The organism is Njordella calcicola, assembly GCF_056494125.1.
On the sequence record NZ_CM151396.1, the window covers coordinates 4,160,239 to 4,172,440 of the forward strand.

The window sequence follows — 12,202 nt, forward strand, 5'->3', positions numbered from 1 at the left end:
AAAAGTTTTGAGGCGAGATGCAGCGATCAATTTGCCGTGGTGGGATTCGCCAAAATTCTATTTTACAGAAGGAACTTTGGCGAAACCCACTGAGTTAGGGACGTTTTCTACCGTTCACGCAGGTTTGACCAAAAGTTGCCGAACTACAGTCGCATCAAGTAAGCGAGTAAGTCATTCATAGAATTGACGTCGATTGTTGATTCGAACCCTTCGGGCATGAGCGATCGACCGGTGTTCTTGATCGCGTCAATGTCGATTCGCAGAACGGACAAGATCTCATTCTGTGCGCTTCGCAGCGTCATGCTGGTTGAGCCTTCGTCAATAATATTGCCTGACAACATTCGGCCCTCCTGCGTCGAAATGATGTAGTGAACATATTGCGGATTCACTTCGCGGTTGGGATCCAGTATCGCGGTGAGGATCGATTCAACGCCTCGCGATTTGATGGTTGCTAGGCTTGGACCAATTTCATGACCGACGCCTTCCACTCGATGACAACCGCTGCATTGGGCGCGGAATATCAACCGACCTCGATCGATATCACCATTGGCTTCTAAAGAGAATCGATATGCGTCAATCACTTTCTGCCGCTGCTCTGCCTGCGTAACCGAACGCTTTTCTGACGCAGAGTCCACTCCACCTTGCACCGCGAAATCGTGCCGTATCTGCGTATGGCGTTGTCGATTTGCGGCTTGATCGTACAACTGCTGCAAGAAGTCTTCAGCGGTACTTTCCCGTAAGAGGGATTCGTTCTTGATTAGCTCGCCAAGCTGCTCGGATTGCGAACCGATCGAGCAGAGCACGGCTGCTTTCAACCAACGATCAGTCGGATCTTGCCGCAGAAGATCAGCCAAACGCGCCACGCGATTCTCAACTGGGAGCACGCCCAACGTAAAGGCCAATTGATATCGCACTTCGATCGATGGATCTTGCTGCAGCTCCTCCAACTTGCTCAACAGATGAGGCGTCAAATCGATATGCTCGATCAATTGCACAGCGTGTCTTCGCACTTGCTCATGAGGATCGCTGAGCCCTGCAAGCAAGGTCGGCTCGTCCAGCCCGCTGACTCCATCGAGCGCGCGCATGGCATGCATCCGTCCCAGCGGTGAGGGACATTGATGCACGAACCGCCGCAGCGACGCAATAGCTGCTTGGTCTTGTCGTTCATACAACAGTCGTGCTGCCGTTTCACGATGCCAAGCGTTAGGATGTGCGAGTGTTTCCACAAGGTCGTGTGTACTAAGCCGGTTCAGATTTGTACTGCGCGCTGGAGCAACAAAACCAGTTGGTACCACTTGATAGATGCGGCCTCGCTCACGTCCGGAAGTTAGATCAAGATGCTTCTTAATTTCATCGGGCAGTGATTGCGGATGCTCGATGACCTCACGGTACATATCGATCACATGCAGCGAACCATCGGGCGCGTTAGCGAACTGAGCAGGACGAAACCAGACATCGGTCGACGTCACAAACTCACTGTGCTGGTCAACGCGCAACGCGATGAATTCCAAACCGTTTGCCTTCAGATACTTGCGATGGATCAGATTGCTGCCAACATCTCCCACAATTGCCAGCCCGTTCCATGCCTGCGGCCAAGCATCCCCGCGATAGATTGTGGCACCGGTAGCACCGGTAAAATAGCCGGCTGCTCTACCGCCCCCTTCGATCGGTCCTTTCGCTTGCCCTGAAACCCGCAACCGCGTACGCAAAACCCGCCATGGCTCCACTGGGCTAGTGCGATAGACTTCCGCTTGAGGGCCATCGACAGCAATCGAGATCCTCGATGGCGGCGGAATAACGAAAGGGTTACGAGCAAAGTAGCGGTCTTCGTACATCACTTGCTGCAGGTGGTCGCTGTTGGATGAGACGAATTTGCGGCCCCAATCGTCAAAGCACATGCCATGTTGCGCTGCGCCGCTGGTCGCTTCGAATTCGTAGGTCCGCGGATTGATCGCAAGATCACGGCCACGTACATTGAGTGCAGGTCGATCGGCTTGGTCATGCACCAAGCGAATTTCGCCCCCCAGGCTACTGCATGCTAGGTGAACTCGATTGTCCAATCCCCATCGAAGCGAGTTCATCAACCCTTGGACATTGGAAGTTCCAAAGCCGGTCAGCACTCGCTGTCGCAAGTCCGCCTTGCCATCTCCATCGGTGTCTTTCAAATACAATAAGTGGGGTGCATCGCCGACAAACAAACCACCATCGTAGGGGAACAAGGCTGTTGGCCAAAGGAGACCCTCAGCGAATTCGGTGCGCTGATCATAAATGCCATCACCGTCGGTATCGGTCAGCTTTGCAATTCGCGAAATTTTATCCTCGCGGTTCTCGCTATATCCACGCATCTCGCAAACATACATCGCACCTTCAGCATCCCATTCAATGGCTACTGGACTCGCTACCAGCGGCTCGGCGGCTACCAAACGCATCTCGAATCCCTCTGCCACTTGGAATGTCGCCGTGGCAGGTCCAGGTTCGGTCGGCAGTATCCTTGGCAGTTCATTTGCATAGTCCAATTGCTGTGAGAAGGCTGGTGTTCCAAGCAGACCTACGAGGCATCCGAAAATCAACCGCGGTAGTACGCTCATGGCTGCGCCTCGTCAACTTGCAACAGTACTTTTATGCCGTTCATCAGTACCGCTTCTACCTCAGGGCTCACGTTAGATGCGGGCTCGCTGGTTTCGTAGCCACCTTGTCCATAAGCTTCTGCAGTACCGATATATCCTGGGCCGTAGTCGCCATAAGCGGCCATCGCTACGCGCAAATCAGGTCGTAGTTGTTTCGCTGCCAATTGGTACTCAACAAACAGTTCTCCAGGCATGTGCAAGATTCGAACATCTCCCACGGAGAGACAGCTTAAATCGATCTTGTGGCCATTCTCACAACGCAAGACCCAAGCTAGTTTGTCGGGACTTCCCCAATAGGTAACGCCATCCCATTTGCGGAGCTCTTTGGCCAAGTTATCGCGTTGCAGATGTTTGGCTAGCGGCAATGCAACAGCCTCAGTTGTCCAACCAACATGCGCCGATGTGACTTCAAATCTATTAGTAACCTCCAATGATTCACGCATCGCATCGGCCAAACGTCTTCCTAACAGCAAGCGATTCTCATTGGAGCCGTCGTTATACTTGCCTGCACCAATGTTTCCACCAGCACCGTTGAAATGGACGTAAAAAGGGCCAGGCGTGTCTTGGCTGCGGATGAATCTTGCAATGCCGGGAAAGTCTGGACTAGGTATTCCCGTTCGATAGTAGCTTTGCGGATGACAAGCATAGTAACTAAGCACAGCGACCGGAGTCTCGCCATTCCAAAACGAAAGTGAGCTGAGTTCTGGGTCGATGATGCCAACGGGTAACGCACGCAGTTTTTCATCTCGAGTGGCTGTGTAGCGTGTCGCGATGATCCTGCCCGACTCATCTGCAATACGCCGATTGGAAGCGACCTCCTTCACCATAGCCGATCCATAGCCTGCATGCGTGATGGAAGTCGCTGTTTTCAATGACGCTTGGATAGCGAGTGTAACTCGATCGAGCACTTCGCGAGCAAACGTGCCATCGTGAGCGCCCAGTTGCGTGGCACCAATTTCTTGCAACAACGCTTCTGCGCCAAAGTCACTACGCGGTGCATCATGTTGATGCAGCGTATGGACCGCAACTCGAGAGGGCAAAGTCCCAGCGGCCTGGGCAATTCGCTGCCGAAAGACATCTTGGCTTTCGTTTGCAATACCGATCCAATCTACAGCACACAACACAATAGGTTCACCGGCACCCAAAATCACAATGCCGCGACACCGCAAGCCAAGCTCATCAACGCGCCGAACGAGATCGTAAGCCATCATGAAGCCAACCGGCGGCGTCGCGTCGACGTCAAAGGTGGCCACCGAAAGCCTACCGGAAGGCTCCTCATCGGCCGCAACCAGGAGACTCGCATGGGTTAGCCCAATACTCAACAAAGCGAATAATTTGCAGACCAAGAGTGGTAAAGTTTTCGATGCAATATTCATCGATCAGCTCGACTTGTAAGGAGGCGGGGGGAGATGAAGGCTAGCCGTTCACGAACGCGAACCGGCGTGTTGTTCAGGGGTGGGGCGCAGTTTTTGGCTTTTTGACCGCAATTGGAAACGGGGAAGGGACGCTCAGCGGCAACCAGTCACACATGACCGCGTTCACTTAGAGCGTGATCCATTCTACACGTTTATATTCAGCAGCGGGTACAATACGAGGCACATCTGCGGCGATCGTCCGACGATGGAATACGATTTTAGTTCGTGTTTTAATTGAGGTAGCTCTTATGACGAAGGCAATTCGAGTTGGCTTGAAGTTTTTGGCGCTGTGCTGCCTGTGGATGGAAACTTCAGTGGCATGGACGCAGGAGCAACGCGGTGGACAAGTCGATGTCGAATCGGTTTCAACGACAGCGTGGAGTCGCATTGCGACGCACTTTCAACCGCCCCCCGGACTGGAAGATGCGTTGGGCAACTACCGCTCGCCCTTGATCTTTAATGATGGCCAGCTTGTTGCTACCAAAGAAGCATGGGCACAGCGTCGCGGTGAACTGCTGAACGACTGGCAAGAACTGCTTGGGAAATGGCCTGCACTTATTACCGAGCCGAATGTTGAAGTGCTGGATGAACAGCAGCGTGAGAATTTTCGTCAACTCAAGATCCGTTTCTTGTGGACTCCAAAAGAGACGACCATTGCTTATCTCCTGATACCCGATGGCGAAGGAAAGCGGCCTGCAGTCGTGACGGTGTTCTACGAACCGGAAACAGCGATTGGCGATGGTAAGGAATATCGGGATTTCGGTATCCAGTTAGCGCGTCGAGGTTTCGTCGTCCTTTCACTGGGAACGACGGAAGCGACTGCCGCTAAAACTTACTCGCTCTATTATCCATCATTGGATGACGCTCAAGTGCAACCGCTTGCGATGCTGGGATATGCAGCGGCAAATGGCTGGTATGTCTTAGCGTCACGGCCAGAAGTTGATTCCGCTCGGATTGGCATCGTGGGTCATTCATTCGGCGGAAAATGGGCGATGTTTGCATCTTGTTTGTTCGAGCAGTTTGCGTGCGCAGCGTGGTCCGATCCAGGCATCGTATTTGACGAAAGTCGCCCGAACGTCAACTATTGGGAGCCTTGGTATCTAGGCTACTATCCACCGCCGTGGCGAACTCGAGGAGTGATCACCGCTGGCAATCCCGCTCACGGACTTTATCCAAGTCTGACTGCTGCAGGACGAGATCTGCACGAGCTGCATGCCCTAATGGCTCCGCGGCCATTCCTGGTATCAGGAGGTTCGGAAGATCCTCCCGAGCGCTGGCAAGCTCTGAATCATGCTCGGGCAGTGAACAAGCTCTTAGGATTCGACGATCGCGTTGGCATGAGCAATCGTCCTGAGCATTCGCCAAATGCGGAATCCAATGCGATCATCTTCGATTTCTTTGAGCACTGGTTAGCGTCAGATCCAGTCACCGCAGCCGAGTAACGCGGCAGGAGCAAACAAGCTTTGGAATACCCAATACAACTTGCGTTACGGAAGCTGTTTAGGCCAACCGCGATTAAAAAAAGCAAAGCGTACTGCCAATTGTCCGCTGAAGATGCCTTCGTTATGCTTCGTTTGCCGTGCTAGGTAGCAACAAAGTCAGCAAGAGGCTTGAGTCTTCAATAGCGGTTACTGCGTGCGGCTGCTTCGCATTCAAGTAAAGCAGTTGCCCGGCTGTCATCTCAAGCGGCTTGCCTGCGACCGTGAAATGAATCCGACCTTCCAAACATTGGACGGTGATGTCCCCTTTCGCTTGATGCTCTGCGATAACTTTGCCGGCTGGAAGTATCAATCGGATAACCTCAAAGTGGCTCGTCTTAATCACCGCATACGTTTTTGTATTACTAAGTTCCAGACCAAGCGGTCGTACATCAACAATTTCGCCAGCTTGTGCATGTTGGATTGCCATGGAATAACTCCTGAGGGATAGTTGCCGCCGTTTAAACTACATTCATGCAGTCTTAATGTAACGTCATTTCATCATATTGATCCGAGAAACTGCTCAAGGCAGCTCAGGTTTGTCTTTCTCTTCGATGTTATCCTCAGGCGTTGCGATATCATCGCTGAGCACGTCTTCGACATAGAACATTTTGACGAGAACAAGGACCACTGCGGTCAACGGAGCGGCCAGCAAGACGCCAAGTGGACCGGCAACGATGGCCATAAAAATCTGCGCCAGGATCGTCAGCACGGGTGGTATACTGACGGTCTTCTGCATGACCAGGGGGGAAACAACCAACCCCTCAAACTGCTGAACCGCCAGATAGACCAAGATGACATAAAACCCCATTTGCGGTGATTCCACCATCGCCAAGAGCACAGCGGGCACTGCGGCGACGATTGGACCAAAGTTTGGTACGGAATCCAACAAGAAAGCTACGAATCCCAGCAGCAATGCCATGGGCATACCCAACAACCACAAGCAGATCGTTGTCAGAACGCCTACAACCGACATCACGAACAATTGGCCGATCAGCCACCATCGGAGCGTGTAACCGACCGACGCCAACACAACGCTCGCCCTTTCGCGTCTCTGGATGGGAACCATCCGCAAGATGCCTCGCATGTAAAGGCCAGGATCTGCTGTCAGGTAGATGGCGACGAAGAAAACAATGAATCCGCTGAACAAAGCCATCGACATCGAGGTCAAAGCCCCTCCGGCTCGCAGAAACATGTCGTTCTTTTGCAACAGCATCGACTCCAGGGCGGGCATATGGCTCAGTAACCATCGCGTCCAATCATTGCTATTAAGATACGCTTCGATGCTGGCCACTGATGCAGGCAGCTTGCGAGTCAGTTCGTTGGCTTGATTTGCCAATATGGGTACAGCATACACGCCCAGAGTCACGCAAAACGCGGCTAACAGCAGCAGCACAATTCCCAGTGACCATGAACGTGCTAGCCCACTTTTGCCCTCCACATAGTCCGTGGCGGCGGATAACAAGATTGCTAGCAGGACCGCCGCGATCAACAGTAGGATCACGTGAACGGCATACCACAAGAATGCAACCAGCAGTAACAATCCAATCACTATGCTGGCAACGATCAACGATCGGACCGCGATGTCGTGGTAGCGACCATGGGCTTGCGATTTTGGTGGCGTTTGCATTGAGCGGCGTCCTTGAGGCGATGCTGAAGCAGGCACGACGGAAGCCACACTCCAGAGTCATGACCTATGATGCGGTAGCCCACCGCCTCGTACTACCACTGAACCTTGAGCCGCTCCCGCGTTCAGCTAGCGTGATGAAGCGTCGGACCGCTTTTCTCTTGGACGATCAGCCCTAGCATCGAAGCCAGCTTTTGCTGACGCTTTTCAGCTTCTATTGATCGAGCGTCACGTTCCGATTTCGTCCAGGTCTTCTTGATCGCGCGGACTCGTTTGGCTACTTCACGATCTGTTAAGAGTCGGATGGTCTTCATAACTTGCTCCTACGAGAAAAGGTAAACATCTGAATGTTGGGTAATGCACTTTCCGGGCCAACTTTCTCGTCAATCAGCGTTTTTTGATTACGTCCCTCAAATTGCAAGGGTTTCAAGTTATTATTACTAGCAGTCAATCGTAAAACCGAACCTGACGGCAAGTTGAACGTTGAATTATTTGCAACCAGAGTTGCAAGTCGAACAAGAATGGCAGTTACCGATCAGCGATCAAAAAGTATGCAAGCATTGGCCGATCTACCGTTGGCTTGCAAATCGAATCACGAAAAGTCGATTGCTGCCAAGGCAACGAGACATAGCTATGATTCTGCTTCGCTATGATTCTGCTTCGTTCAGAGGTCGTCCAGCAAGCGTTTCGCTTTTGCGACAATTTCGCTGGCAAAGGGTTTGTTGGAATACAACCGGATGACACTTTGGTAAAATTCTCGCCGCTTTGCGGGAGGCAATTGCAACGCGGAGTTAAGCTGGTCGGCCAAGTAATCCGCCTTGCTCGCTTCGCCACGAGACTCAATGTTCGTCAACCGTTGCAGTTCGCGGGCTGCATAATCGACTAACTCTTTTTGTTCCGGGTCCAGCAGTGTCCGATCTTGAAAGACGACTAAGAAATCTTGCAAACTTTGGATCGCTTGCAGCTCGTTCTGGTCTCGCATCTGCATGGCTTCCACAAACGCAAGTTCAAGCGGCGAGACCGTCGCATCGCCAGTTCTGCGCGCGCGGCGCGCTAAGCTATTGACCTTTCGCTGCATCGCGATCTCTTCTTGATAATCGCTGAATTCGCTCAGCCGCGAGTCGTTCGGGTAGCTAGTCTCGAAATCCTTCAAAGCGACTTCGATCGTATCGAGCGACGCTGAGCTTGCGACGGCGGCCAGAGTTGTTCGATAGAGCGTGTCGGCCGATGGCTTGCGAGTCGAATAATAGATTGCAGCGATGCAGCCCAGGATAGCGATGCTCAACGTAGCAATCGACAAAAAGTTGCTCCAGTTACCAATCGGCTGCTCCTGAGTTTCGAACGTCATCCGTCGGCTGCGCGGCGCTTCTTCTTCGACGGTGGTGAAACGCGTAGTCGGAGTTCCGCCAGGTGCTGCTGCATCGCTCGTCAAAGCCGTCAAGTGCGTGGCAACATTGGTTGTGTGTCCCATATGCGACGCCGCCATCAGTTCCTCACTGGCGAAGGTAACATCTTTCCCCTTGGTCGCCGGCGCTTCAGCCGATACCGCTTCGGTCAAATCGCCTGGGACTCGAGTCTGTGTCGCATCTCTGGACTTCCGTCTCACTTCGTCCGCCAGATGTGTATCTAATTCGCTTAGATCGATGGACGACTCCGGTATGTTTCGGTAGCCATCGGCGATGGCTGTGTCAGACTTACGATATATTTGTGGCTCTTGGAATTTGCTGAGCCCCGCTTGCATCGCGGCCAAACGATTCCAGACCACGAGTGCTGTTTTTGGCCGAAGCTTTGGATCTTTCTCCAGCAGTTCAAGAATAAGGATGTCTAGCTCGCGAGGGACGCCGGGAATCCGTTGGCTGAGCGGATCGGGGATTTTATAGCGAACATTGTAAAGCGTTTCGGGAGTCGTTTTTGCATAATGCGGCGATCGCCCCGATAGACATGTATACATGACCGCCCCCAAAGCATACAAATCGCTTTGTCTTGTCACCCGCGTTCCTTCGGCCTGCTCCGGCGGCATAAAATCTGCCGTACCAAGGATCGATCCCAACGCGGTTTCATCCGTGCTACCATAGAGCTTGGCAATTCCAAAGTCAGTGATCTTTAGGTTGTCGGCTTTATCGATGAGCAGATTCGATGGCTTCAAATCACGATGGATAACGCCGATATCGTGCGCGTGTTTTAAAGCAGAACAAATACTGATCGCATATCGCAGCGTGTCTTGCCAGGACAAGACCGCTTGTCGTTTAATCTTATCATGCAGCGTTTCTCCCTCCACATATTCCATGGAATAGAAAAGCCGCCCCTTCTCTTCGCCGTAGCCTACCAGTTTGACAATATGCTTATTGGAAAGCTGACGCAGCGATTCGATCTCGGCGTCGAACCGGCGGCGAAAGCGTTCTTGGTTGGCGATCGCATCTGCGATAATCTTCACCGCCACGACTTCACCCGTCTTTGCATGATGGGCTCTATAAACAGACCCCATGCCGCCTTTGCCCAAAATCGAATCGATCTTGTAGGGCCCTAAGTATTCGAAATCCATTTAGTTCCCTTCACTGAATACAGCTTCACCAGGATCATGCTGATAAGGCCAATTCCCAAGCCACGTATTCCAACCTAGACGACCGGGATTTTCTTGACAGCCCAAGCGAATCCCTGGCACGTCACGTCGGTCCAAGATCACTTGCACATCATAATCAAACTGGGGACCAACATAGATGCGAATAAAGTCAAACAACTGACCTAATACCGAACCCATCGGCGAAAACTCGCGAAACCGCGTGGCCCGTAATGGGCCAATCACCACTCGAAATCGATTCTCAACATTCCAAATACGTGTACCAGCTACGACGTTCAGCCCCAGTTGATTGTTCAGCAAACTGCCCAGCGGCGCACTGCCCATGCGGCTTTGATCGCTGGCATCAATCCGAATCCACTGCCCTCGGAACTGTTGCACATCGACTTTCACACCAAAACTATCAGAGATAATGGCAGCAAGTGAAGCGGCGGTCGGACGGCCAGCGGATGCATGCCCGCTGTGATGCAGCAAAATCGATTCACGAAATCGGACTCGCGCTTGCAAGCCGTCAGTACCCAGGCCAACCAAGCACCAAAGCAACTGTGTGACGGAATCCTCGTGACCGGCGGCCTGTGAAGTCTCATAAGCGGCGGGCAGAAAATTCTTTTCCCAGCCTCGGTAAAACAAGGATAGCCAACGATGATTAAACAAATTGAGAAAATCTTGTAACGTCGCGTCTTTGGCTCGCAATCGATCGATGATCGCTTGCGTGTAATGCTGCGGCAGCGCACCCGATGGTCCGAACAGGCCAAGGAACGATACGGCCGCAGTCAGCTTGCCATCCGCTGCGTCGCTAATGCGAGCCACTTCAGTCGCCGGATAGCTGATCGATGGATCGGCCGCCAAATGGATCGGTTCATCGGCAACATTAGTATCGTCACCGATGCGACGTTTCGAGACCACTTGCAAGTAACGAATCGCAGCGAAAAAATCGGTACTCGATTGCAGCTTCTCTAGCATGCCCGTTTCCAGCGTTTGTTCTGATGTCATCTACGGCAACCTACTTCGACTGCTGGTCAATCCAACACAAGACACGCAACAATTGCGGATCGTCAATCAAACTGGGGTCGGCCGCAAGCAGCCGATCGATCGATTCGGCGCTGCCTAAACTGCGGATATCATATTGACCTGGCGCAGCATCTTGCGTGTCCGATGGCGTTTCCGCAGTTGAAGATTCGTCACTGAGCCCGAGTTGTCCGGAGTCGCGTCGAAACATGCGATTGAATACCGCCGCACGTTGTTTGCTGTCGAGTTCTACCTTCAGTTCGGGGTCAGGTTCGACTCCCCATTCTTTCTGCTGCGGATTCTTTAAGTCGCGGTGAATCCTTCGTTCCTTAGGCGAGTACCAATAGGCGGTGGTCAGTTTCAATCTCGCTCGACCGCCATCCATTTCGATCACGTTTTGGACCGAGCCTTTGCCATACGAGCGCTGGCCCGCCACTTTAGCGCGCTGCAAATCCTGCAAACAAGCGGCCATCACTTCCGACGCGCTAGCAGACCCTTCGTCAATCAATATTACGAGCGGTATCTCGCTGGGCAGCAACACACCAGGTTTCGCTTTGATCACACTGGCCGCTTGAGCGATTCGCCCCTTGGTCGAAACAATCGTCCCCGCGTCCAAAAACATATCGCACAGATCTCGCGCGGTATCCAATAGGCCTCCTGCATTGTCGCGCAAGTCCAATACAACCGCTTTGGCTCCTTTGGCTTCCTCGCGCAAGAACTTCTCCATCTCCTTCGGACTTTGCTCGCCGAACACAGACATATGGATATAAGCGATCTGATCATCCGCTTGCATACGGTGAATCGTTCGCCCATTCTGATCGCGATAGTCACCAATGATCGACGGCGTTTCGATCATAGCACGTTGGACAGTGACCTCCCGCGTCGAATCGCCATCGGCTGATTGAATGGTTAGAACCACTTTGGAGTCAGGAGGGCCCCTGAGATACTTGCTCGCTTGATCCGTCGTCAGCGGAGCGGTAAGCTGACCGTCGACAGCCAAGATCAATTCGCCCACTTTCAAACCAGCTCGTTCCGCCGGCGCATCATGGATGGTACGGACCACTCGCAGCGGCGCATCCTCGGCTGACTTGGTGATGACAACTCCCAAGCCCGCGAAATGCTGCTCTATCTGCGCACGAAAGGCATCTAAGTTATCTGGCGGAATGTAGCCACTGTAAGGATCCAAACTGGACAGCATGCCTGACAGCGCCGATCGACTCATGTCCGCTCGATTGACTGGTTCGACGTACAACTGCTGCACCATGTCCATGGCTAACGCAATGTCGCTGACGTCGCGGAACCGCCTTGCTTGAACCGCGCAGGCACAGCAGCCAATCATGGCCATGATCAATATTCGAAGATTTCGTCCAGTCATTTTTTCGCAGTCGTTAAGTTTCCCGTAATCGCAACTCTAATTGTAGCGACTGTATCAATTCTGCGAGCGCCTGTTCAAAAGAGTTCTTCGTTAGATA

General features: G+C 52.6%; 9 protein-coding genes. 1 reads left to right on the forward strand and 8 read right to left on the reverse strand.

From position 1 onward, the window contains the following. Positions 1-143 precede the first annotated feature (143 nt). Complete coding sequence (locus SH302x_RS16275) at positions 144-2,588, reverse strand: PVC-type heme-binding CxxCH protein (RefSeq protein WP_479363455.1); 2,445 nt, start codon at positions 2,586-2,588, stop codon at positions 144-146. Beyond that, complete coding sequence (locus SH302x_RS16280; protein ID WP_479363456.1) at positions 2,585-4,003, reverse strand: hypothetical protein; 1,419 nt, start codon at positions 4,001-4,003, stop codon at positions 2,585-2,587. Before SH302x_RS16280 ends, SH302x_RS16275 begins: the two co-directional genes overlap by 4 nt. A 287-nt stretch (positions 4,004-4,290) precedes the next feature. On the opposite strand from SH302x_RS16280, the gene SH302x_RS16285 reads away from it, so the two are divergent. Then, positions 4,291-5,484, forward strand: coding sequence for a dienelactone hydrolase family protein (locus SH302x_RS16285; RefSeq protein ID WP_479363457.1), 1,194 nt, complete (start codon positions 4,291-4,293; stop codon positions 5,482-5,484). A 121-nt stretch (positions 5,485-5,605) separates the two neighbouring features. On the opposite strand, the gene SH302x_RS16290 is transcribed toward SH302x_RS16285, so the two are convergent. From SH302x_RS16290 to SH302x_RS16315, 6 genes are all read right to left on the reverse strand, one after another. Further along, a complete protein-coding gene (locus tag SH302x_RS16290) occupies positions 5,606-5,950 on the reverse strand; it encodes a cupin domain-containing protein (RefSeq protein WP_479363458.1) in 345 nt (114 codons plus the stop codon). Positions 5,951-6,043: 93 nt separating this feature from the next. Further along, entirely contained in the window at positions 6,044-7,150 is a 1,107-nt protein-coding gene (locus SH302x_RS16295) for an AI-2E family transporter (protein WP_479363459.1), read from the reverse strand. 122 nt (positions 7,151-7,272) lie between these two features. After that, on the reverse strand, positions 7,273-7,461 hold the full coding sequence (locus tag SH302x_RS16300) for a hypothetical protein (RefSeq protein WP_479363460.1): 189 nt from the start codon (positions 7,459-7,461) through the stop codon (positions 7,273-7,275). A gap of 350 nt (positions 7,462-7,811) precedes the next feature. After that, the gene (locus SH302x_RS16305) at positions 7,812-9,689 is read right to left on the reverse strand and encodes a serine/threonine-protein kinase (protein WP_479363461.1); all 1,878 of its coding nucleotides are present in this window, start codon (positions 9,687-9,689) and stop codon (positions 7,812-7,814) included. Beyond that, positions 9,690-10,715, reverse strand: coding sequence for a type VI secretion system baseplate subunit TssG (tssG, locus tag SH302x_RS16310; protein ID WP_479363462.1), 1,026 nt, complete (start codon positions 10,713-10,715; stop codon positions 9,690-9,692). 10 nt (positions 10,716-10,725) lie between these two features. After that, positions 10,726-12,105, reverse strand: a complete 1,380-nt coding sequence (locus SH302x_RS16315; RefSeq protein ID WP_479363463.1) for a S41 family peptidase — start codon at positions 12,103-12,105, stop codon at positions 10,726-10,728. Positions 12,106-12,202 lie beyond the last annotated feature (97 nt).

Bases quoted from the DNA above. Each gene is read 5' to 3' on its own strand.
- SH302x_RS16295 (WP_479363459.1), bottom strand. From the start codon at position 7,150: ATGCAAACGCCACCAAAATCGCAAGCCCATGGTCGCTACCACGACATC.
- SH302x_RS16280 (WP_479363456.1), bottom strand. From the start codon at position 4,003: ATGAATATTGCATCGAAAACTTTACCACTCTTGGTCTGCAAATTATTC.
- tssG (WP_479363462.1), bottom strand. From the start codon at position 10,715: ATGACATCAGAACAAACGCTGGAAACGGGCATGCTAGAGAAGCTGCAA.
- SH302x_RS16305 (WP_479363461.1), bottom strand. From the start codon at position 9,689: ATGGATTTCGAATACTTAGGGCCCTACAAGATCGATTCGATTTTGGGC.
- SH302x_RS16275 (WP_479363455.1), bottom strand. From the start codon at position 2,588: ATGAGCGTACTACCGCGGTTGATTTTCGGATGCCTCGTAGGTCTGCTT.
- SH302x_RS16300 (WP_479363460.1), bottom strand. From the start codon at position 7,461: ATGAAGACCATCCGACTCTTAACAGATCGTGAAGTAGCCAAACGAGTC.
- SH302x_RS16315 (WP_479363463.1), bottom strand. From the start codon at position 12,105: ATGACTGGACGAAATCTTCGAATATTGATCATGGCCATGATTGGCTGC.
- SH302x_RS16285 (WP_479363457.1), top strand. From the start codon at position 4,291: ATGACGAAGGCAATTCGAGTTGGCTTGAAGTTTTTGGCGCTGTGCTGC.
- SH302x_RS16290 (WP_479363458.1), bottom strand. From the start codon at position 5,950: ATGGCAATCCAACATGCACAAGCTGGCGAAATTGTTGATGTACGACCG.